Source organism: Acinetobacter lactucae (assembly GCF_013122135.1).
In the GTDB taxonomy this organism is placed as follows: domain Bacteria; phylum Pseudomonadota; class Gammaproteobacteria; order Pseudomonadales; family Moraxellaceae; genus Acinetobacter; species Acinetobacter lactucae.
The window spans coordinates 435076-455590 of the sequence record NZ_CP053391.1; the positions used below are offsets into that span (position 1 = coordinate 435076).

Consider the following 20515-nt stretch of genomic DNA (forward strand, 5'->3'; position numbering starts at 1 on the left):
GATTTAAAATCCTGCTTTTTTATTTTTAAGCGGCTTGAAGCTCGGCTCTTTTTGCTGCTGGAGATTGAGATAAATAACTTACCGCATCTTCAGTGCTGCCTTCTTTAACTGGATCATACCAAGGCATGAGGTAATCAATTTGTTGGGCAATCAGCCAAAATGGATTTGGTAGAACTTGGTTATCTTTGCGACTAATCTTAAGCCATTCTACAGCAACCCACACTGGGAAAAATCTAGATTTAGCGGCATCTGAAAAGCGAGGATCTTGTTTCATAATATGTGCAGCACCATCTACCCATAATCCAAGTACCAGTACAATCACTGCAAGACTTAAATAGTAGCGTGGAATATAGCCACCACCAAGATGGCGATATAAATCAAAAGCAACGGTACGGTGTTCAATTTCTTCTGAACCATGCCATTTAACTAGATCGACCATTTCAGGGTCAGCGCCTAACTCTTCCCAACGCTTGTTATAGAGCGCATATTTCCCTAATACACAGGTCATATGTTCGACGGTTGCAATAACGCCTAAACGGAAAAGGTCCCATTGCTCTTGTAGAAATTGAGGGACTTCTTTATCAAAAGGTTTATCTGCTAAGGCGGTAGTAAATAGATAATTCATAATGTCCAGATTTCGCTGGATATCAATATTACGCGCACTTAAATATTCTTTATTGGCAGAAGTATGCGCATTAGCATGCATAGCTTCTTGGCGGATAAATGCTTGTACATCCTGTTTAAGTTTTTCATCTTTAATTTGCGGTAAAACTTTATTGTACAAACGGCAAAACCAGAATTCTCCGGCAGGTAAAATGTTATTAATTTCATTAATAAAATAACTTGCGAAAGGCTGATTTGGAATCCAGTCAACAGGGGTATCTTTCCAGTCAAATTTTACTTTACGTGGAAGAATTTTATAGTCAATAGAAGAACCTAAAGCCTTGTTCTTCAAAAAAGATAATAATTTCATCATTTAGTCCTGATTTTTAACTCGATGAAGTTATAACGAGTATAAAAAAAGCCCCTACATTTGTGTTTAGCAATAGGGGCCAATTTGAATATAAATTTAATGAAGAAATTGTATCTGCTATGACAATTTAGCTTTCAGCATCCTCATCTGTGGCTTCAGGAATCGCATCGATATCAAATTCCGGCTCTTGATCAAGCGTAAAATGTAGACGTCCAGCCATAACACTAGCTAGTTCTTCTAAACCTAATTTATTGAGTGATGAGAAAAGTTGAATCGAGAAATCAAGCTTCATTTTTTTCAGCTGTTGCTTAACTTCTAAGAGTACTTTGTTTGCTGGACCACGATTAAGTTTGTCCGCTTTTGTTAGAAGGATATGAACAAAAAGATGACGTGAATAAGCCCACTCTAGCATCATCATATCGAAGTGCTGTAGAGGATGGCGAATATCCATCAGTAATACTAAGCCTTGTAAGCTTTTACGATGGATTAAATAGTTCTCTAACTCTTTTTGCCATACTCGTTTCATGTCTTCAGGTACAGCTGCGTAGCCATAGCCGGGAAGGTCGACTAAACGCTGATCAGGATTACCTAGACTAAAGAAGTTAATCATCTGAGTACGGCCAGGTTTTTTAGAGGCACGTGCGAGCTGTTTTTTATTGGTCAAGGCATTAATGGCACTGGACTTACCAGCATTTGAGCGTCCTGCAAAAGCAATCTCGTAGCCACTATCTTCAACACAAAGTGCCAATTTAGGAGCACTCATTAGAAACTCAGCTTGGCGTAACCAGTTTAGAGATTGCACAGCATAGGCTGTGATCGCCGGATCTGGTGCTTTTTCATAGCTGATTTTTTGCTTGGGTGCGAGTCTGGCTTTGGTGTCTTTCGATTTTTCACTACGACGCATAAAAAATAACTTTTTAAATGAGAGGGCTCGCGCCTAGTATAAAGGAGCTTGGGTATTCTTGCTAATTTTCAATAAATCAACTTATAAAAATCAATAGAAGTTAGATTTCTAAAAAGGCAATAGGGGAGTTAGCAGGAGCAGATTTTGATTGCTGCAAAACTTCTCCGAGTGTGTATCGGTCTAGGCTTTGATAAAAGCTCTCTAAAGCTTGATCTAAAATACCTTTTAAACCACAGTGACTGCGTAATACGCAAGGTGGTGTATTGCATTCAACGATTTGATTATCACCTTGTAATATTCGAACAATTGAACCTAAGTTTGAGTTAAGTGCATCTGGATTTAAGCGAATTCCTCCACCTTTTCCACGAATGGTAATAATCCATTCCTGCTTACCCATGAAGTGAACAACTTTAACTAAATGGTTTTGTGAAACATGCAAATCTTTCGCGATTTCTGCAATCGTGTAGGGTGCATCACTGGGGCGTGCAACATACATTAATATTCGTAATGCATAATCGGTAAATTTATTAAGCTGCATGATCACCAAAAATGGAAGAGAATAAAAAGGATGATCATCTTAGCCTGAAAGTCTAAATAAGAAAACTTTCAGGCAAGAGGTTTTTACATTACAGCGTTAAAGGGGCTGAAACCTGCACTTGATCACCCACTCTGTAATGCTCAAGTAAAATATTAGCCACCGAAAACTCAGTGTGGTTTTCTTCAGGCTGGACTTCAAAGTGATACGAGTTATCTTCTTGAGCTTCTGTAAATTTAAAAGCTTTTGGTTGTTCAAGTTGTTGCTTGGGAACTTGTACTTTAACTGAAATAAAGGCATTTGCTGGGCTAGTCAGTACGTCTTCATGGTCAGTTGCTTTTAAAGTGAAGCGTTTGCCAGATTCCAGAGGATCAATTTGAGTAATTTCAAATGAACGCCAGCCAGCCCATCCACCTTTTAAGCTTTCAAGTTGTTCATATTTTTGTTTTTCAACACCAATCAAGATATCAGCCAACTGTAAGTATGCTTGCTTCCACGCCTCGATAAGCTCTGATTCAAATGGCACATTGAGTACTTCACTAATTGAATGAAGTAGATTGTCACCAACAATTGCATATTGATCAGGCTGAATATCTAAGCTCACGTGTTTAGTAGTGATGCGTTCAACAGCTTTGGCTAGAACAGTGGGGTTTTCAATATTTTCTGCATAAGCAAGTACAGCAGCTGCAAGAGCACGAGGCTGACGTAAGCTGGTTTGGTCATCTAAATTAAAAACATTTTTTAATTCGGGATTGTTATTCAACATACGCTTATAAAAGTATGTAGTCAGCGTAACGCCGTGTTCACGTAAAACAGGTACGGTAGATTTAACAAGTTCAATTTGTTGTGGAGTCATGGCTAGACCTTATTTATCTGGCTATATAAGATGTATTTAAAATACATCTTTAAAAAATTAATGGCAATAACTTTTTGAGAAAAACCATAAAAAAATTAGGGGATATAAAATCCCCTAGAATTAACACAGTTTTATTAAATTTTTTTATTTACCAAATAAAGAGCCGAGCAAGCCCCTTACGAGTTTTTGGCCGGTACTTCCTCCTAAACTGCGTGCAGCACTTTTGGCAAAAGTTCCCACAATGTCTTGTGTGAGTTTAGCTCGTTCACGGGCTGCTCGTTCTTCCTCTTTTAATTGCTCACGTGCCAAACGTTCCTGCTCTTTAGCTTGCTGTTTTGCTAAAGTTTCTTGTTCTTTAGCTTGTTGTTTTGCAAGTTCGGCGTCTTGCTGCTGTTGTTCGCGTTCAGCAACTTTATTCTGTAGCATTTCATAGGCACTATCACGATCTACAGCTTGTTCATAAACCCCAGCAATAATACTCTGCGAGATTAAAGTCTGACGCTCTTCTGGAGTGATCGGGGTAAATGCAGAGTACGGAGGCATAACCCAACCACGTTCTACAATCTGTGGTGTACCTTGCTCATCTAGACAGCTAATGAGTGCCTCACCAACACCAAGTTGGGTAATAGCTTCATCAACTTTAAACTCGGGATTAGCACGGAAAGTGTCTGCTGCGGTTTTTACAGCTTTTTGATCTTTAGGGGTGAATGCACGTAATGCATGTTGAACGCGATTACCAAGTTGACCAAGAACGCTTTCGGGTAAATCGAGTGGGTTTTGAGTAATAAAGTAGATACCCACCCCTTTGGAGCGGATTAAACGTACCACTTGTTCAATTTTGTCTTGTAGAGCTTGGCTGGCATTATCAAATAACAAGTGAGCTTCATCAAAGAAAAACACGAGTTTAGGCTTATCCATATCACCGACTTCTGGTAGCTGTTCAAATAGCTCTGAAAGCATCCATAAGAGGAAAGTGGCGTATAATTTAGGCGTATTCATGAGCTTGTCAGCAGCAAGAATATTGATATAGCCGTGTCCGTTTGCATCGGTTTGAATAAAATCCAGAATATTTAAAGCTGGTTCTCCAAAGAATTGTTCTCCACCTTGGTCGGCAAGAGCGAGTAAGTTACGCTGAATGGCACCTAGGCTGGCTGGAGATAAATTACCATACTCGGCTTTAAACTCAGCTGCATGTTCACTCACAAAAGTAATCATGGCTTTTAAATCTTTAAAGTCGACTAAAAGTAACCCTTGGTCATCTGCAATACGAAATACAGCAGATAAAACACCTTCTTGGGTATCATTTAAGTTGAGTATGCGCGCTAATAAAATTGGCCCAATTTCAGAAATGGTGGTTCGGATAGGATGACCTTGCTGACCAAATAAATCCCAAAAAACAACTGGGTTTGCTGCGAATGGAACACTATCAATTTGTAAAAGTTTTAAGCGTTCATTAAATTTATCCGAAGCTTCACCAGCTTTTGCGAGACTTGAAACATCGCCTTTAGCATCGGCAAGAAATACCGGCACACCGATTCGAGAGAAACTCTCTGCTAGAACTTTTAACGTAACTGTTTTACCTGTACCTGTGGCGCCTGCAATAAGTCCATGACGGTTAGCAAACTGGGGAAGTAAAACAATTTCTTTTGATGTGTCCTTAATATTTTTAGCAATAACAATCGGTGTACCCATATATTTTTATCCTATGGTTTGAGTCACTATAATCTTGTCGTTTTACAGTTGTTTCAGTGCATTTTCGATATCTTGTATCAAATCTTGCGGATCTTCTAGTCCTATACAGAATCGAACCAATAATCCTTGTTGTAAATGTGTATTTTCAAGTTTTCTCATCATTTTTAAATCATAAAGCATAATCAGGCTAACGGGGCCACCCCAGCTAAAACCAAGCTTAAATAATGCTAATGCATCGCAGAAAAGACGTACTGCCGTAATGTCATATTCAGGTTTAAAAATGACGCTGACTAAACCAGCACTTTGACTGGTGGTGCAGATTTCTTGCCAGTATTGATGGCCGGGTGAAGTGTCATCGCTTGGATGTAAAACTTGCGCAAATTGATGTTGGTTCTTTAGCCATTTAAGTAATATTTGTGCATTAGCTGACTGTTGTTCATAGCGTAAAGACATATGAGCAAGGCTACGTTGAATCTGAGCTGCATCGTCTCCCGAAACTGCAATACCTAAAATGGCGTGTGTACGGAATAAGCGGTGATGCAGTTTTTCATCGCGAGTTACAATGCTGCCCATTAAGATGTCACCACCACCGCTCGGATATTTGGTGAGTGCGTGAACGGTCAGGTCGACTGATAAATGTTCATCAGAAAAATTAAAAGCATTAAACGCAAGCCCGGCTCCCCAAGTGTTATCTAGGGCTGTTAAAACACCATGTTCTTTAGCTTTTTTGACTAGAGTTTTAAGATCGGGGAATTCTAGGGTAACGGAGCCCGCAGCCTCTAGCCATAGTAGTTTACTTCTGTCGGTGGGTTGAAAACTTGCAGCGTCAATGGGGTTATATACTTTAACAATAATCCCATATTGATCTTGTAGATAATTTAGGTGCTCTAGATTTGGTCCGTAAATATTGTCTGGAACCCATACTTCATCATTGGTGCTTAAAAACGCTGAGTTCACAATATTAATTGCTGATAAACCACTCGGTGCAAGTAAACAATGCAGACCACCTTCAATTTGCGCAATATTGTCGCCTAGTGTGAAGGTAGTAGGAGTGCCATGTGTTCCGTAACTATAGTCATAAGGGTCAGTCCAGTGACGATCAAAAAGGTGCGAAGTCGATTTAAAAATAATAGTTGATGCGCGAAATAGGGGAGGTTGCACTGTTTCAATGAATTGCGGAGCCTTTCTTGGGGCATGAATGAGACGAGTCTGAAAATCGTTATGCTTTTTCATAGTGCGTTATGATTTAAATGATAAAGTTAGATTAAGAGAAATTTAAACTATTCGCTAGATTTATAAAGTTTTGTAAGACGTTTCGTTACAGTTGACCCATAAAACAAAAACTTGGCTTTATTTTTGCAAAGACCTCTACAACATTCTAACAACAATAGGTTTAAGCGCATGAAGTCGCATTTAAGAGTTCATTATTTTCAACATATCGCTGGTGAAGGCTTTGGAAGTTGTTATTCATTTTTGAAAGCTCACCATGCGACTATTAGTTCTACGGAGTTTTTTGCACTTCCTGTCGATCGGTCACTTGAAATTGAAGCTTTACCCCGAATTGATGAAGTTGACTTGTTATTGGTCATGGGGGGTACCATGAGTGTAAATGACGAGGCTAATTATCCATGGCTTAAGATTGAGAAAAGATGGTTACGTCGTTATTTGGCAGCAGGGAAGCCGGCTATAGGCCTTTGCTTGGGTGGGCAGTTAATTGCTAATGCATTAGGGGCGGCAGTCAGTCGAAACCGCTATCAGGAGCTTGGATGGTCGACAGTTCAAAGAGTAGCAAACCTGCCCCAAGACAGTTTCCCATTACCTGAAAAAATAAAGGTGATGCAGTGGCACAGTGAAACATTTGAAATACCGAAAGGTGCCATACATTTGGCTGAGAATATAGCTTGTCGCAATCAGATGTATCAAATTGGGAAAAATGTGTTGGGCTTTCAATTCCATCCAGAGATGACACCTGCGACTTTAAAACTCTTGCTTGAAAATGAAGAGGTGCTATCTATTTTTAATGGAGAATACGTTCAATCTGCGAGTGAGCTGCAATATTCGGAAGCGCAAAAATTTGAACAAGGTAATCAACTCTTAAATAAAGCGATTGAATTTGTCATAAATGCTTAAATGATTTATCAATGCTCGGTTAAAGCAGGTTTTGAACAAAAAATAGAAAAAGAGAATTGCATAAGACTTAAACAATCGTTATAATGGGCGACCCTCAAAAGGAGGGGCATTTACTGCGAAGAAAGTAGTAAATGTGCATTACAGTCGTGGCATCGATCATGACCTTAGTGATTTTCACTGCCTTTGACACTTACCAATGGGTGAGATGCGTCAAGGGTGATTCTTTATATGTTTGGCTTGGAGTTTACTGGTATGTCTAACCAGAGAATTCGTATCCGTTTGAAGTCTTTTGATCATCGTCTGATTGATCAATCTGCTCAAGAGATCGTAGAAACCGCTAAGCGTACTGGCGCACAAGTTTGTGGTCCAATTCCGATGCCTACTCGCATCGAACGCTTCAACGTTCTTACTTCACCGCACGTTAACAAAGATGCGCGTGACCAGTACGAAATCCGCACCTATAAACGTTTGATCGATATCGTTCAACCTACAGATAAAACTGTTGATGCATTGATGAAATTAGATCTTGCGGCTGGTGTTGATGTTCAGATCGCTTTGGGTTAAGGCTTTCGGTTGATTAACTTCTAAGTTAATTAGGCCGCTTTTTTAGAGGTTTATGCACATGGCTATTGGTTTAGTCGGTCGCAAATGTGGTATGACTCGCATCTTTACAGATGCAGGTGTTTCTGTACCTGTTACAGTCATCGAAGTCGATCCAAACCGCATTACGCAAATCAAAACACTTGAAACTGATGGTTATCAAGCTGTTCAAGTAACTACTGGTGAACGTCGCGAATCTCGCGTAACTAACGCTCAGAAAGGTCACTTCGCGAAAGCTGGTGTTGCTGCTGGTCGTTTGGTTAAAGAGTTCCGTGTTACTGAAGCTGAGCTTGAAGGTCGTGAAGTTGGCGGCACTATTGGCGTTGATTTGTTCACAGTTGGTCAAGTAGTTGACGTAACTGGTCAATCAAAAGGTAAAGGTTTCCAAGGTGGTGTTAAACGTTGGAACTTCCGTACCCAAGACGCTACTCACGGTAACTCAGTTTCTCACCGTGTATTAGGTTCTACAGGTCAAAACCAGACTCCTGGACGCGTGTTCAAAGGCAAGAAAATGGCTGGTCACTTAGGTGATGAACGCGTAACAGTACAAGGTCTTGAAATCGTATCTATTGACGCTGAACGTTCTGTTTTAGTTGTTAAAGGTGCAATTCCTGGTGCAACTGGCGGCGACGTGATTGTACGTCCTACCATCAAGGCCTGAGGGGAAATACCGTGAATTTGAAAACTGTTTCCGGCTCTGCTGTTGAATTGTCTGAAGTTGCTTTCGGACGTGAATTTAACGAAGCTCTTGTACACCAAGTTGTTACTGCTTATTTAGCAGGTGGTCGTCAAGGTACTCGTGCTCAGAAATCACGTGCAGACGTTTCTGGCGGTGGTAAAAAGCCATTCCGTCAAAAAGGTACTGGTCGTGCTCGTGCGGGTTCTATTCGTAGCCCTATCTGGGTTGGCGGTGGTAAAACTTTTGCTGCTCGTCCACAAGATTGGTCTCAAAAAGTAAACCGTAAGATGTACCGCGGTGCAATGCAATGTATCTTAGCTGAACTTGTTCGCCAAGATCGTCTTGTATTAGTTGAAGAGTTTGCTGTTGCAGCTCCAAAAACTAAAGAATTGCTTGCAAAGCTTAACGACTTAAATGCTGCTCGTGCATTAATCGTTACTGACGCTGTAGATGAGAACTTATATCTTGCAGCACGCAACCTTCCGCATGTAGATGTGGTAGATGCAACTGCAATCGATCCTGTAAGCTTGATCGCGTTTGATAAAGTTGTGATGTCTGTAGCTGCTGCTAAGAAAATTGAGGTAGAACTCGGATGAACAACGAACGTATCTATCAAGTCCTTAAAGGACCAGTCTTCTCAGAAAAGGCACAAGTATTAGGTGATACTGTTGGTGTTCAAGTATTTAAAGTAGACATCAATGCTACTAAACTTGAAATCAAAAAAGCAGTTGAAAAACTTTTTGGTGTAGAAGTTGTTAAAGTTAACACAACTATTACTAAAGGTAAGACTAAGCGCTTTGGTCGTACATTGGGACGCCGTTCTGATGTTAAAAAAGCATACGTCACCCTGAAAGCTGGCCAAGATGTTGAAATGGCTGACTTGGGCGATACCGCTGAAAGCGCAGCGGAATAAGGACGAAAATTATGCCGATTCAAAAATGTAAGCCAACGTCTCCAGGACGTCGCTTTGTAGAGAAAGTGGTTCATGACCATCTTCACAAAGGCGCTCCTTACGCACCGTTGGTTGAAGCTAAAAAACGTACTGGTGGTCGTAATAATAACGGTCACATTACTACTCGTCACGTTGGTGGTGGTCATAAACAACACTACCGTATTGTTGACTTCAAACGTAACAAAGACAGCATTCCAGCTGTTGTAGAGCGTATTGAATACGATCCAAACCGTACAGCACATATTGCTTTATTGAAATATGCTGATGGTGAGCGTCGTTATATCATCGCACCTAAAGGCTTACGTGCTGGCGATAAAGTACAATCTGGTAACGATGCTCCAATTCGTCCAGGTAACTGCTTGCCACTTCGTAATATGCCGATCGGTTCTACACTTCATAACGTTGAACTTAAAATTGGTAAGGGTGCGCAATTAGCGCGTTCTGCTGGTGCTTCTGTTCAGTTATTGGGTCGTGATGGTTCTTACGCAATTATTCGTCTTCGTTCAGGCGAAATGCGTAAAGTACATGTTGAATGCCGCGCTGTAATTGGTGAAGTTTCTAACCAAGAAAACAACCTTCGTTCATTGGGTAAAGCTGGTGCTTCGCGCTGGCGTGGTGTTCGTCCTACCGTACGTGGTATGGCGATGAACCCAATTGATCACCCGCACGGTGGTGGTGAAGGGCGTAACAAAGGTATTCAACCTGTAAGCCCATGGGGTCAAAAAGCTAAAGGGTACAAGACACGTACCAATAAGCGTACGACTAAGATGATTATTCGCGACCGTCGCGTCAAGTAAAGGAATCTGACTAATGCCTCGTTCTCTGAAAAAAGGCCCATTCGTCGATGCGCACTTGTTCGCTAAGGTTGAAGCGGCTGTTGCTAGTAACTCTCGCAAGCCGATTAAAACTTGGTCTCGTCGTTCGATGATCCTTCCAGATTTTGTTGGTTTAACAATTTCTGTTCATAATGGTCGTAACCACGTTCCAGTAATTGTTACTGAGCATATGGTTGGTCATAAACTCGGTGAATTCGCGCCAACTCGTACCTATCGTGGTCACGGTGTTGACAAGAAATCTAAACGTTAATAGGTGTCATGATGGAAGTAACTGCTAAATTACGCGGTGCCGCTATCTCGGCACAGAAAGCACGTTTGGTTGCAGATCTTATTCGCGGCAAATCTGTTGCGCATGCTTTAAACATCTTAAACTTCAGCAATAAAAAAGCTGCTGTTTTAGTGAAAAAAGCATTGGAATCTGCGATTGCAAACGCTGAACACAATAACAGTTTAGATGTTGACGATCTTAAAGTATCTACGATTTACGTTGACGAAGGCATGAGCCTTAAACGTATTATGCCACGTGCTAAAGGCCGTGCAGATCGTATTACTAAGCGTACTTGTCACATCACCGTTAAGGTAGGGGTTTGATATGGGTCAGAAGGTTCATCCAATCGGTATCCGCCTAGGTGTTGTGAAACGTCATAACGCTAACTGGTATGCGAATCCGAAACAATACGCTGAATACTTGCTTAAAGATCTTCAAGTTCGTGAGTTTTTAACTAAAAAACTTAAGAATGCGATGGTAAGCAATATTCTTATCGAACGTCCATCAGGCGCTGCTAAAGTAACTATTAGCACAGCTCGTCCTGGTATCGTAATCGGTAAAAAAGGCGAAGATATTGAGAAATTACAGCGCGAACTTACCAGCATTATGGGTGTTCCTGCGCAAGTAAGTATCAACGAAATTGATCGCCCAGACTTAGATGCGCGTTTAGTTGCTGAAGCTATCGCTTCTCAATTAGAAAAGCGTGTAATGTTCCGTCGTGCTATGAAGCGTGCGGTTCAAAACACTATGCGTGCTGGTGCTAAAGGTATCAAAGTTGAAGTGTCTGGCCGTTTAGGTGGTGCAGAGATTGCTCGTACAGAATGGTATCGTGAAGGTCGTGTGCCTTTACATACGCTACGTGCAGACATTGACTATGCAACTATGCGTGCAGAAACAACTTACGGTACGATTGGTGTTAAAGTTTGGATTTTCCGTGGCGAGATTTTAGGTGGCATGAAACAAGTCATGAACCCTGCTCCTGCTGAAGATCGTCCAGCTAAACGTGGTCGTGGTCGTGGTGAAGGTCAAGAGCGTCGTGGTCGTCGCGGTGACCGTGCTGCTGACAAGGGAGAATAATCCATGTTGCAACCTAAACGTACCAAATTCCGTAAGGTGCACAAAGGCCGTAATACTGGTCTAGCGCATCGTGGTAGTACAGTATCATTTGGTTCGATTGCAATTAAAGCAACTGAACGTGGTCGTATGACTGCTCGTCAGATTGAAGCTGCACGTCGTACTATTAGCCGCCGTATTAAGCGTGGTGGTAAAATCTTTATTCGCGTATTCCCGGATAAACCAATTACTCAAAAGCCTCTTGAAGTGCGTATGGGTAAAGGTAAGGGTAGCGTGGAGTACTGGGTTTGCCAGATCCAACCAGGTAAGATCCTGTACGAAATTGAAGGTGTGAACGAAGAATTAGCGCGTGAAGCATTTGCTTTAGCTGCTGCTAAACTTCCGTTTAAAACCACTATCGTGACTCGGACGGTAATGTAATGAAAACTAAAGATCTACGTGAAAAATCGGTAGAAGAGTTGAAAGCTTTGCTTGATGAGCAACAGCTTAATCAATTCCGTCTTCGTATGGCGAAAGCAACTGGTCAGTTGGGTAAATCGCATGAAGTGCAAGTTGCTCGTAAGACAATTGCTCGTATTAAGACACTCCTTACCGAAAAACAGGGGAACGGACAATGAGTGAAAAAACAGTCCGCACGTTAACCGGCAAAGTAGTAAGCGACAAAATGGACAAGTCTATTGTTGTTCTTATCGAACGCCGCGTTCAACACCCGTTGTATGGCAAATCAATTCGCCGTTCAACTAAGTTACACGCTCATGATGAGAACAATGTTGCTAAACTTGGCGATGTTGTGACCATTAAAGAAAGCCGCCCAATTTCTAAAACTAAAGCTTGGACTTTAGTGGAAGTAGTTGAAGCAGCTGCTGAGTAATTCGACGTTCTTGTTGCATCATCGGTCAATTTCGAGTACTCTTTGAGCCTTTCGAAATTGTGACCGGTGATGCTCGGTTTTGGAGTAGGGCAATGATTCAAACCGAAACTATGCTCGACGTAGCAGACAACAGTGGTGCTCGCCGCGTACAATGTATTAAAGTACTTGGTGGTTCACATCGTCGTTATGCTTCTGTTGGCGACATTATTAAAGTTACTGTAAAAGAAGCAATCCCACGCGCACGTGTTAAAAAAGGTGACGTGATGAATGCGGTTGTAGTTCGTACTAAATTCGGCATTCGTCGTCCAGATGGTTCTGTGATCCGTTTTGATGATAATGCTGCAGTTATCCTGAACAACAACAAAGCTCCGATTGCTACTCGTATCTTCGGACCAGTGACTCGTGAACTTCGTACTGAACAGTTCATGAAAATCATTTCATTGGCTCCTGAAGTTCTATAAGAGGCAATCATGGCTAAGATTAAAAAAGGCGATCAAGTTATCGTGATCGCAGGTAAAGAAAAAGGCAAACAGGGTACTGTATTGTCTGTTTCTGAAGACCGCGTTAAGGTTGAAGGCCTTAACTTAGTGAAGAAGCATCAAAAGCCGAATCGTGTAACTGGCGCTGAAGGCGGTATCGTTACTCAAGAAGCTTCGCTTCATATTTCAAACGTGGCAATTTTAAATGCTACAACCCAGAAGGCTGACCGTGTTGGTTACCAAGTGATTGATGGCGTGAAAACTCGCGTTTACAAATCAAATGGTGAATCAGTGGCGGTAGCGAAGTAATAGGTTGAAAAGGCAATGGCCAGACTTAAAGCACGTTACAACGAAGAACTTAAAGCGAAGTTACAAGAAGAACTTAGCATTAAGAACGTGATGGAAATTCCACGCATCACAAAAATTACCCTAAATATGGGTGTAGGCGCAGCTGCAACTGATAAGAAATTATTAGATGGTGCTGTAGTCGACATGCAATTAATTGCTGGTCAAAAACCAGTAATTACACTTGCTCGTAAATCTATCGCTGGTTTCAAAATCCGTGATGGTTGGCCGATTGGTTGTAAAGTTACTTTACGTGGCGACCAAATGTACGAATTCTTGGACCGTTTGATCTCAATCGCAATCCCTCGTATCCGTGACTTCCGTGGTTTCTCTTCGAAATCATTTGATGGTCGTGGTAACTACTCAATGGGTTTGAAAGAGCAAATCGTTTTCCCTGAAATCGATTTCGATAAGATTGATCGTATTCGTGGTATGGATATTACTATTACTACGACTGCTCGCACCGATGACGAAGGCCGTGCGCTTATGCGTGCATTCGGCTTCCCGTTCAAATAAGAGGTCGATATGGCTAAGAAAGGTATGATTAATCGCGAATTGAAACGCGAAAAAACAGTTGCTAAATACGCTGCAAAACGTGCTGAATTAAAAGCTACGATTGCAAACGTAAATGCAAGTGAAGAAGAGCGTTTCGAAGCGATGTTAAAGTTACAAGCATTGCCACGTAATGCATCTCCGGTACGTCTTCGTAACCGTTGTGGTTTAACTGGTCGTCCTCATGGTTACTTCCGTAAGTTCGGTTTAAGCCGTAACAAATTACGTGACACAGTAATGCAGGGTGATGTACCAGGCGTTGTTAAGGCAAGCTGGTAAGGAGCGACTAAATGAGTATGCAAGATACCGTTGCCGACATGCTAACACGTGTTCGTAACGCACAAATGGCTAAGAAACAAACTGTTTCTATGCCTTCTTCTAAGTTGAAAGTTGCAATTGCAAACGTACTTCAACAAGAAGGTTATATTTCAAATGTAGAAGTTGCTCAAGAAGAGACAAAATCTACTTTGACAATTACTTTAAAATATTTCGAAGGCAAACCAGTTATCGAAATGGTTAAACGCGTAAGCCGTCCAGGTCTTCGCCAATACCGTGGTAAAGATAAACTTCCAAGCGTTAAGCAAGGTTTAGGTATTGCAATTGTTTCTACAAGCAAAGGCATCATGACTGATCGCGCTGCACGTGCTGCGGGCGTTGGTGGTGAAGTTATTGCTTTTGTTTCTTAATAGGTGATTCCTCATGTCTCGTGTGGCTAAAGCCCCAGTAACTGTACCTAATGGTGTAGCAGTTACTCAGAACGGCCGGCAGGTCGAAGTGAAAGGCAGCAAAGGTACATTGTCTTTCAACCTGCATGCGCTGGTCGAGCTAAAACAGGAAGAAGGTAAACTTCAACTTGCTCCAGTTAAAGAATCGAAAGATGCTTGGATGCAAGCTGGTACTGCTCGCGCTGTATTGAATAACCTTGTAAAAGGGGTTAGTGAAGGCTTCGAACGTAAGTTGCAGCTAGTTGGCGTTGGTTATAAAGCTGCGGTTAAAGGTACTGTTGTTAACCTTAACCTTGGTTTTTCACACCCAATTGACTACGCTTTACCTGAAGGTGTAACAGCGGAAACTCCAACTGCTACTGAAATCATTTTGAAATCAGCAAACAAGCAGTTGTTAGGTCAAGTAGCGGCAGAAATCCGTGCATATCGTTCTCCTGAACCATATAAAGGTAAAGGTGTTCGTTATTCGGATGAAGTCATTCTTCGTAAAGAAGCTAAGAAGAAATAAGGCGCGAGGTTCTTATGAACGAAAAGAAACAATCCCGTTTGCGTCGTGCGAAAAGCACACGCTTGCACATTCGTGCATTGGGTGCGACTCGTTTGTGTGTAAACCGCACTCCGCGTCACATCTATGCTCAAGTTATTTCAGCAGATGGTGGCAAAGTTTTAGCACAAGCTTCAACTTTGGATGCATCTTTACGTAGCGGTACTACAGGTAATGTAGACGCAGCTACTAAAGTAGGCGCTTTAATCGCAGAGCGTGCGAAAGCAGCTGGTGTAACTAAAGTTGCATTTGACCGTTCTGGTTTTAAATATCATGGTCGTATCAAAGCCTTGGCTGATGCTGCTCGTGAAAACGGCTTGGAGTTCTAATCATGGCTAAAGTTGAACAAAACGAAGGTCTTGTTGAAAAGCTGGTTGCCGTTGATCGTGTAGCCAAAGTTGTTAAGGGTGGTCGTATCTTCTCTTTCACAGCATTAACTGTTGTGGGTGATGGTAATGGTCGTGTTGGTTTTGGTCGTGGTAAAGCTCGTGAAGTTCCAGCTGCTATTTCTAAAGCACTTGAAGCTGCACGTCGCAACATGATTACTGTAGACCTTGCAGGTACTACTTTACAACACCCTGTGAATGCTCGTCATGGTGCAAGCCGTGTATATATGCAACCTGCTTCTGAAGGTACTGGCGTAATTGCTGGTGGCGCTATGCGTGCCGTTCTAGAAGCTGCAGGTGTACATAACGTACTTGCTAAATGTTATGGTTCTACTAATGCTGCAAACGTAGTAAACGCAACTTTTAAAGGTTTGCGTGATATGACTTCTCCTGAGAAAGTCGCTGCGAAACGTGGTAAATCAGTAGAAGAAATTCAAGGGTAATCAATCATGAAAACGATTAAAGTTACCCAGACTAAATCTTCTTCACATCGCTTGAAAAATCACAAGCTTTGCTTACAAGGTTTAGGTCTGCGTCGTATTGGTCATACTGTAGAAGTGCAAGATACGCCTTCTAACCGCGGTATGATCAACAAAGTCTACTATATGGTTAGTGTAGAGGAATAAGCCATGACTCTGCGTTTAAATGAACTTGCGCCTGCAGAAGGTGCAAAACGTGAACACCGTCGTTTAGGCCGTGGTATCGGTTCTGGCGTTGGTAAGACTGGTGGCCGTGGTGTCAAAGGTCAAAAATCACGTAAAAGTGGTGGCGTTCGTCCAGGCTTTGAAGGTGGTCAAACAGCGATTTATCGTCGTTTACCTAAATTCGGTTTCACTAGCCAAATCGCTTTAAAAACTGCTGAAGTACGTTTATCTGAGTTAAGCAAGGTTGAAGGCGACATCGTTAGCCTGGAAACTTTGAAAGCTGCGAATGTTGTTCGTCGTGACCAAATTCGTGCTCGTATCGTACTTTCTGGTGAAATCACTCGTGCATTCACTGTTCAAGGTGTTGCATTGACTAAAGGCGCTAAAGCTGCGATTGAAGCAGCTGGCGGTAAAGTCGAGGAGTAATCTCGAGTGTCTATGTCTCCTAGTTCTTCAGGTCATGTCAACATGATGAAAGGTCAGCCATTTCATGTGAAATATCGTGAAATTATTCGCCGGATGAGTTTTCTAATCGGTGCATTGCTGGTCTTTCGACTAGGAGCGCATATTCCAGTACCAGGCATTAATAATGCTGCGTTAGAAAATTTATTTCATGCGAACCAAGGAACTATTCTTGGGCTATTCAATATGTTTTCTGGCGGTGCTTTAGAGCGAATGTCTATTCTTGCTTTAGGGATTATGCCTTACATTTCTGCATCAATTATTGTGCAGTTAATGTCAACAGTAATTCCTTCACTTGAAGCCTTGAAAAAGGAAGGTGAGCAAGGTAAGCGTAAAATTAATCAATATACGCGTCAGGGCACTTTATTACTTGCAGTGGTTCAGGCAGTCGGTATGTGCGCAGGTTTGATCGGTCAGGGTATTACTCTGACAGTTGGCCTTGCCTTTTATATACCTGCAGTTACTTCACTTGTCGCTGGAACTATGTTCTTAATGTGGCTGGGTGAGCAAATCACTGAAAGAGGTATTGGTAACGGTATCTCAATGATTATTTTTGCAGGGATTGTTGCTGGTTTGCCTAATTTAATTATGCAATCAGTATCTTCTGTAGATAATGGTCAAACAAGTTTAATTGGTCTTGTAATCTTTGGTCTTTTGTCTTTAGGTGTATTGGCAGCCATTGTGTTTATTGAAAAAGCACAACGTCGTATTCCAGTAAACTATGCGCAAAAGCAACAGGGACGTCGTATATTTACAGCACAGCAGACGCATTTGCCATTAAAAATTAATATGGCTGGTGTAATTCCTGCGATTTTTGCAAGTTCTTTACTATTGTTCCCAGCAAGTCTTGGACAATGGGTGGGAAGTGCAGATCCAAATGCTGGTTTTATTAAAAGTAGCTTACAAGATCTAGCTTTAGTATTGTCGCCTGGACAGCCTTTGTATTTGGTGCTCTTTGGTGCGTTAATTATCTTTTTCTGTTACTTTTATACGGCTTTAGTATTTAGCCCTAAGGAAGTATCAGAAAATCTAAAACGCAGCGGAGCTTATGTGCCTGGTATTCGCCCAGGTGAGCAAACTGCTCGTTACTTAGATCATATTCTTAATCGTTTGACATTTATTGGTGCGATTTATATTACGGTCATTTGTTTAATGCCAATGATTCTACAAAGCTCTTTTGGGATTCCATTCTATTTAGGTGGTACCTCATTATTGATCGTAGTAGTCGTTGTTATGGACTTTATGGCTCAGCTACAAGCGCATTTAACATCTCATCAATATGATAATCAAACATTAATGAGAAAAACGACTGCTCATCCTAAGGGATAAGCGCACTTAGAGGTTTCATCATGAAAGTACAAGCTTCTGTAAAGAAAATTTGTGGTAGCTGTAAAGTTATCCGTCGTAATGGGGTTATTCGCGTAATTTGTAGCGCAGAACCTCGTCATAAGCAGCGTCAAGGTTAATCTAATCAAGACCTGTTGATTTCAGTAGGCGAATTGGGTTAATATCCGCCCCTCAAGATTTTTGTGGGGCGGTTGATTATCTCTACTGCCTTTTTGGAGAAAGTGAATGGCTCGTATTGCCGGTGTAAACATTCCGGATAACAAGCATGCTGTTATCTCCCTCACTTATATCTTTGGTATCGGTCGCCACACTGCTAAGAATATCTTAGCTGCAGTTGGTATTACTGAAACTACTAAGATCCGTGAGTTGGACGATGCTCAGCTTGATGCGATTCGTGCAGAAGTTGCTAAGGTTCCTACCGAAGGTGACTTACGTCGCGAAATTTCCATGAACATTAAACGTTTAATGGATTTGGGTTGCTACCGCGGCCTTCGCCATCGTCGCAGCTTGCCTGTCCGTGGTCAACGCACCAAAACTAACGCACGTACCCGTAAAGGTCCGCGCAAACCGATTAAAAAGTAAGATTTCTGGAAGCTAAAAGATGGCTAAAGATACTCGCACACGCAAGAAGGTCACCCGTACCGTCTCTGAAGGTGTTGCACACATTCACGCGTCTTTTAATAACACCATTGTTACGATTACTGATCGTCAAGGTAATGCATTGGCTTGGGCCACCTCAGGTGGACAAGGCTTCCGTGGTTCACGTAAATCAACTCCGTTTGCTGCTCAGGTAGCTGCTGAAGTTGCTGGTAAAGCAGCTTTGGATTACGGTTTGAAAAATCTGGACGTCCTTGTAAAAGGTCCTGGTCCAGGTCGTGAGTCTGCGGTTCGTGCATTAGGCGCAGTGGGTTATAAGATTAACAGCATTACCGATGTGACTCCAATTCCTCACAACGGTTGCCGTCCACCTAAAAAACGTCGCGTGTAAGGAGAAACATTCATGGCTCGTTATATTGGTCCAAAATGCAAACTCTCTCGCCGCGAAGGGACAGACCTGCAACTTAAATCTGGCGTTAAACCATTTGACGTCAAAACTAAAAAAGCTAACAAAGCTCCTGGTCAACATGGTCAGGCACGCGGTGGTAAGCAATCTGAGTATTCACTACAATTACGTGAAAAACAAAAAGTCCGTCGTATTTACGGTGTGTTAGAACGTCAATTTAGTAACTACTATAAAGAAGCAGCTCGTGTTAAAGGCGCAACAGGTGAGAACTTGTTGAAATTGCTTGAAAGCCGTCTTGATAACGTTGTTTATCGCATGGGTTTTGGTTCTACACGTGCAGAAGCTCGTCAGTTAGTAAGTCACCGTAGCATTACTTTGAATGGTCGTCGTGTAAACATCGCATCTATTCAAGTTAAAGCTGGTGATGTAATTGCGGTTCACGAAGGTGCTAAACAACAATTGCGTATTAAAAACGCGATTGAGTTAGCTACACAACGTGGTATTCCAGCTTGGATCGAAGTTGATCATTCTAAGCTTGAAGGTACGTTTAAAGCTGCACCAGATCGTTCTGATTTACCTGCTGAAATCAACGAAAGCTTGATTGTAGAATTGTATTCTAAATAATCCTTGAGGTAGCAATAATGACGCGTACTGCAAACGAGTTTCTAACTCCGCAAGCGATCAAGGTCGAAGCGGTAAGCGGGACCTCGGCAAAAGTGATTCTAGAACCTTTAGAGCGTGGTTTTGGCCATACTCTAGGTAATGCTTTACGTCGCATTCTATTGTCTTCTTTACCTGGCGCTGCTGTGGTTGAAGTAGAGATAGAAGGTGTCGAGCACGAGTACAGTACTTTAGAAGGCTTGCAGCAGGACATCGTCGAGCTCTTGCTGAACCTAAAAGGATTGTCTATTAAGCTGTTCGATCAAAATGAAGCATATTTAACATTAGAAAAACAAGGTCCTGGCGATATTACTGCTGCTGACCTTCGTTTACCTCATAATGTTGAAGTGGTTAACCCAGAACATTTAATCGGTACTTTAAGTGCTTCAGGCTCATTAAAAATGCGCTTGAAAGTTGCTCAAGGTCGTGGTTATGAAACATCTGATTCTCGTTTCCCTGAAGGTGAAACACGCCCTGTTGGTCGTTTACAGTTAGATGCTTCTTATAGCCCGATTAAACGTGTTTCTTACACCGTTGAAAATGCGCGTGTAGAACAACGTACCGACTTAGATAAACTGGTAATCGACCTTGAAACAAATGGAACGGTTGATCCTGAAGAAGCAATCCGTAAAGCGGCAACAATCTTGCAACAACAAATTGCAATTTTTGTTGATCTTCAGAAAGACCAAACTCCAGTTGCTCAAGAGCCTCGTGAAGAAGTTGACCCAATCTTGCTTCGCCCAGTAGATGATCTAGAGCTTACTGTTCGTTCTGCTAACTGTTTGAAAGCAGAAAATATTTACTACATTGGTGATCTTGTTCAACGTACTGAAGTTGAGTTGTTAAAAACTCCTAACCTTGGTAAAAAATCGTTAACAGAGATCAAAGATGTTTTGGCATCGAAAGGCTTACAACTCGGTATGCGTCTTGAAAACTGGCCACCAGCTAGTCTTCGTATGGACGACCGTTTTGCCTATCGTAGCCGTTAATTAAGTAGG

33 protein-coding genes and 2 pseudogenes are annotated in these 20515 nt (G+C 41.8%); 28 read left to right on the forward strand and 7 right to left on the reverse strand.

Annotation, left to right across the window (positions count from 1 at the left end):
- Window positions 1–25: 25 nt before the first annotated feature.
- From HLV59_RS02055 to HLV59_RS02085, 7 genes and pseudogenes are all read right to left on the reverse strand, one after another.
- A complete protein-coding gene (locus tag HLV59_RS02055; protein ID WP_080648601.1) occupies window positions 26–976 on the reverse strand; it encodes a metal-dependent hydrolase in 951 nt (316 codons plus the stop codon).
- Between the two features lie 124 nt (window positions 977–1100).
- Window positions 1101–1877, reverse strand: coding sequence for a ribosome biogenesis GTP-binding protein YihA/YsxC (gene yihA, locus HLV59_RS02060; RefSeq protein ID WP_016143567.1), 777 nt, complete (start codon window positions 1875–1877; stop codon window positions 1101–1103).
- Window positions 1878–1977: 100 nt separating this feature from the next.
- Complete coding sequence (locus tag HLV59_RS02065; protein WP_016143566.1) at window positions 1978–2415, reverse strand: RrF2 family transcriptional regulator; 438 nt, start codon at window positions 2413–2415, stop codon at window positions 1978–1980.
- 88 nt (window positions 2416–2503) lie between these two features.
- The gene (locus HLV59_RS02070) at window positions 2504–3268 is read right to left on the reverse strand and encodes a globin domain-containing protein (protein WP_078224991.1); all 765 of its coding nucleotides are present in this window, start codon (window positions 3266–3268) and stop codon (window positions 2504–2506) included.
- A gap of 2 nt (window positions 3269–3270) precedes the next feature.
- Window positions 3271–3416 (reverse strand): annotated as a pseudogene (locus tag HLV59_RS02075) (hypothetical protein).
- Complete coding sequence (locus HLV59_RS02080) at window positions 3413–4960, reverse strand: helicase HerA-like domain-containing protein (RefSeq protein WP_005804609.1); 1548 nt, start codon at window positions 4958–4960, stop codon at window positions 3413–3415. Before HLV59_RS02080 ends, HLV59_RS02075 begins: the two are co-directional and overlap by 4 nt.
- Window positions 4961–5002: 42 nt before the next feature.
- Window positions 5003–6193, reverse strand: a complete 1191-nt coding sequence (locus tag HLV59_RS02085; protein WP_171429240.1) for a PLP-dependent transferase — start codon at window positions 6191–6193, stop codon at window positions 5003–5005.
- A 168-nt stretch (window positions 6194–6361) separates the two neighbouring features.
- Between HLV59_RS02085 and HLV59_RS02090 the strand changes: the two genes are divergently transcribed.
- The 28 genes and pseudogenes from HLV59_RS02090 to HLV59_RS02225 all read left to right on the forward strand — a co-directional run bounded on the left by HLV59_RS02090 (window position 6362) and on the right by HLV59_RS02225 (window position 20506).
- The gene (locus tag HLV59_RS02090; protein WP_171429241.1) at window positions 6362–7090 is read left to right on the forward strand and encodes a type 1 glutamine amidotransferase; all 729 of its coding nucleotides are present in this window, start codon (window positions 6362–6364) and stop codon (window positions 7088–7090) included.
- A 252-nt stretch (window positions 7091–7342) separates the two neighbouring features.
- The gene (gene rpsJ, locus HLV59_RS02095; protein ID WP_000070912.1) at window positions 7343–7654 is read left to right on the forward strand and encodes a 30S ribosomal protein S10; all 312 of its coding nucleotides are present in this window, start codon (window positions 7343–7345) and stop codon (window positions 7652–7654) included.
- 58 nt (window positions 7655–7712) lie between these two features.
- Window positions 7713–8351 carry a 50S ribosomal protein L3 gene (gene rplC / locus HLV59_RS02100; protein ID WP_002117051.1) on the forward strand — a complete coding sequence of 213 codons (639 nt, stop codon included), beginning with the start codon at window positions 7713–7715 and terminating at the stop codon, window positions 8349–8351.
- A gap of 11 nt (window positions 8352–8362) precedes the next feature.
- Window positions 8363–8965 (forward strand): 50S ribosomal protein L4, encoded by a 603-nt coding sequence (gene rplD / locus HLV59_RS02105; RefSeq protein ID WP_002049755.1) that lies wholly within the window; start codon window positions 8363–8365, stop codon window positions 8963–8965.
- Entirely contained in the window at window positions 8962–9282 is a 321-nt protein-coding gene (gene rplW / locus HLV59_RS02110) for a 50S ribosomal protein L23 (RefSeq protein WP_002049693.1), read from the forward strand. Before rplD ends, rplW begins: the two co-directional genes overlap by 4 nt.
- 11 nt (window positions 9283–9293) lie before the next feature.
- Window positions 9294–10118, forward strand: coding sequence for a 50S ribosomal protein L2 (gene rplB / locus HLV59_RS02115; RefSeq protein ID WP_002049686.1), 825 nt, complete (start codon window positions 9294–9296; stop codon window positions 10116–10118).
- Between the two features lie 13 nt (window positions 10119–10131).
- The gene (gene rpsS, locus HLV59_RS02120) at window positions 10132–10407 is read left to right on the forward strand and encodes a 30S ribosomal protein S19 (RefSeq protein WP_001138119.1); all 276 of its coding nucleotides are present in this window, start codon (window positions 10132–10134) and stop codon (window positions 10405–10407) included.
- An 11-nt stretch (window positions 10408–10418) separates the two neighbouring features.
- Window positions 10419–10748, forward strand: a complete 330-nt coding sequence (rplV, locus tag HLV59_RS02125; protein WP_001982638.1) for a 50S ribosomal protein L22 — start codon at window positions 10419–10421, stop codon at window positions 10746–10748.
- A 1-nt stretch (window position 10749) separates the two neighbouring features.
- Window positions 10750–11566: pseudogene (gene rpsC, locus HLV59_RS02130) on the forward strand (30S ribosomal protein S3).
- The gene (gene rplP / locus HLV59_RS02135; RefSeq protein WP_002049688.1) at window positions 11506–11919 is read left to right on the forward strand and encodes a 50S ribosomal protein L16; all 414 of its coding nucleotides are present in this window, start codon (window positions 11506–11508) and stop codon (window positions 11917–11919) included. Before rpsC ends, rplP begins: the two are co-directional and overlap by 61 nt.
- Window positions 11919–12116 (forward strand): 50S ribosomal protein L29, encoded by a 198-nt coding sequence (gene rpmC, locus HLV59_RS02140; protein WP_000849928.1) that lies wholly within the window; start codon window positions 11919–11921, stop codon window positions 12114–12116. The genes rplP and rpmC overlap by 1 nt, the downstream gene beginning before the upstream one ends.
- Complete coding sequence (rpsQ, locus tag HLV59_RS02145) at window positions 12113–12370, forward strand: 30S ribosomal protein S17 (protein ID WP_002116661.1); 258 nt, start codon at window positions 12113–12115, stop codon at window positions 12368–12370. The genes rpmC and rpsQ overlap by 4 nt, the downstream gene beginning before the upstream one ends.
- Window positions 12371–12462: 92 nt before the next feature.
- A complete protein-coding gene (gene rplN, locus HLV59_RS02150) occupies window positions 12463–12831 on the forward strand; it encodes a 50S ribosomal protein L14 (protein WP_001982634.1) in 369 nt (122 codons plus the stop codon).
- A 9-nt stretch (window positions 12832–12840) separates the two neighbouring features.
- Complete coding sequence (rplX, locus tag HLV59_RS02155; protein ID WP_002116820.1) at window positions 12841–13158, forward strand: 50S ribosomal protein L24; 318 nt, start codon at window positions 12841–12843, stop codon at window positions 13156–13158.
- 15 nt (window positions 13159–13173) lie between these two features.
- A complete protein-coding gene (rplE, locus tag HLV59_RS02160) occupies window positions 13174–13710 on the forward strand; it encodes a 50S ribosomal protein L5 (RefSeq protein ID WP_002116961.1) in 537 nt (178 codons plus the stop codon).
- 9 nt (window positions 13711–13719) lie between these two features.
- A complete protein-coding gene (gene rpsN, locus HLV59_RS02165; protein WP_002049689.1) occupies window positions 13720–14025 on the forward strand; it encodes a 30S ribosomal protein S14 in 306 nt (101 codons plus the stop codon).
- Window positions 14026–14036: 11 nt separating this feature from the next.
- On the forward strand, window positions 14037–14432 hold the full coding sequence (rpsH, locus tag HLV59_RS02170; RefSeq protein ID WP_002049732.1) for a 30S ribosomal protein S8: 396 nt from the start codon (window positions 14037–14039) through the stop codon (window positions 14430–14432).
- Window positions 14433–14445: 13 nt separating this feature from the next.
- Window positions 14446–14979 (forward strand): 50S ribosomal protein L6, encoded by a 534-nt coding sequence (rplF, locus tag HLV59_RS02175; RefSeq protein ID WP_002116801.1) that lies wholly within the window; start codon window positions 14446–14448, stop codon window positions 14977–14979.
- Window positions 14980–14993: 14 nt separating this feature from the next.
- Window positions 14994–15344 carry a 50S ribosomal protein L18 gene (gene rplR, locus HLV59_RS02180; RefSeq protein WP_002049741.1) on the forward strand — a complete coding sequence of 117 codons (351 nt, stop codon included), beginning with the start codon at window positions 14994–14996 and terminating at the stop codon, window positions 15342–15344.
- A gap of 2 nt (window positions 15345–15346) precedes the next feature.
- Complete coding sequence (gene rpsE / locus HLV59_RS02185) at window positions 15347–15844, forward strand: 30S ribosomal protein S5 (RefSeq protein ID WP_001141025.1); 498 nt, start codon at window positions 15347–15349, stop codon at window positions 15842–15844.
- 6 nt (window positions 15845–15850) lie between these two features.
- Window positions 15851–16027 (forward strand): 50S ribosomal protein L30, encoded by a 177-nt coding sequence (gene rpmD / locus HLV59_RS02190; RefSeq protein ID WP_000849088.1) that lies wholly within the window; start codon window positions 15851–15853, stop codon window positions 16025–16027.
- A gap of 3 nt (window positions 16028–16030) precedes the next feature.
- Window positions 16031–16471: a 50S ribosomal protein L15 gene (rplO, locus tag HLV59_RS02195; RefSeq protein WP_002116985.1), complete on the forward strand. Its 441-nt coding sequence runs from the start codon at window positions 16031–16033 to the stop codon at window positions 16469–16471.
- Window positions 16472–16516: 45 nt separating this feature from the next.
- Window positions 16517–17836 carry a preprotein translocase subunit SecY gene (gene secY / locus HLV59_RS02200; protein WP_171068081.1) on the forward strand — a complete coding sequence of 440 codons (1320 nt, stop codon included), beginning with the start codon at window positions 16517–16519 and terminating at the stop codon, window positions 17834–17836.
- Between the two features lie 20 nt (window positions 17837–17856).
- Window positions 17857–17973, forward strand: coding sequence for a 50S ribosomal protein L36 (gene rpmJ / locus HLV59_RS02205; protein ID WP_000867907.1), 117 nt, complete (start codon window positions 17857–17859; stop codon window positions 17971–17973).
- A gap of 106 nt (window positions 17974–18079) precedes the next feature.
- Window positions 18080–18436 (forward strand): 30S ribosomal protein S13, encoded by a 357-nt coding sequence (gene rpsM, locus HLV59_RS02210; protein ID WP_000090815.1) that lies wholly within the window; start codon window positions 18080–18082, stop codon window positions 18434–18436.
- A gap of 19 nt (window positions 18437–18455) precedes the next feature.
- A complete protein-coding gene (gene rpsK, locus HLV59_RS02215) occupies window positions 18456–18842 on the forward strand; it encodes a 30S ribosomal protein S11 (protein ID WP_001040166.1) in 387 nt (128 codons plus the stop codon).
- A gap of 12 nt (window positions 18843–18854) precedes the next feature.
- Window positions 18855–19481, forward strand: coding sequence for a 30S ribosomal protein S4 (gene rpsD, locus HLV59_RS02220; RefSeq protein ID WP_062850165.1), 627 nt, complete (start codon window positions 18855–18857; stop codon window positions 19479–19481).
- Window positions 19482–19498: 17 nt separating this feature from the next.
- On the forward strand, window positions 19499–20506 hold the full coding sequence (locus HLV59_RS02225) for a DNA-directed RNA polymerase subunit alpha (protein ID WP_002116730.1): 1008 nt from the start codon (window positions 19499–19501) through the stop codon (window positions 20504–20506).
- Window positions 20507–20515 lie beyond the last annotated feature (9 nt).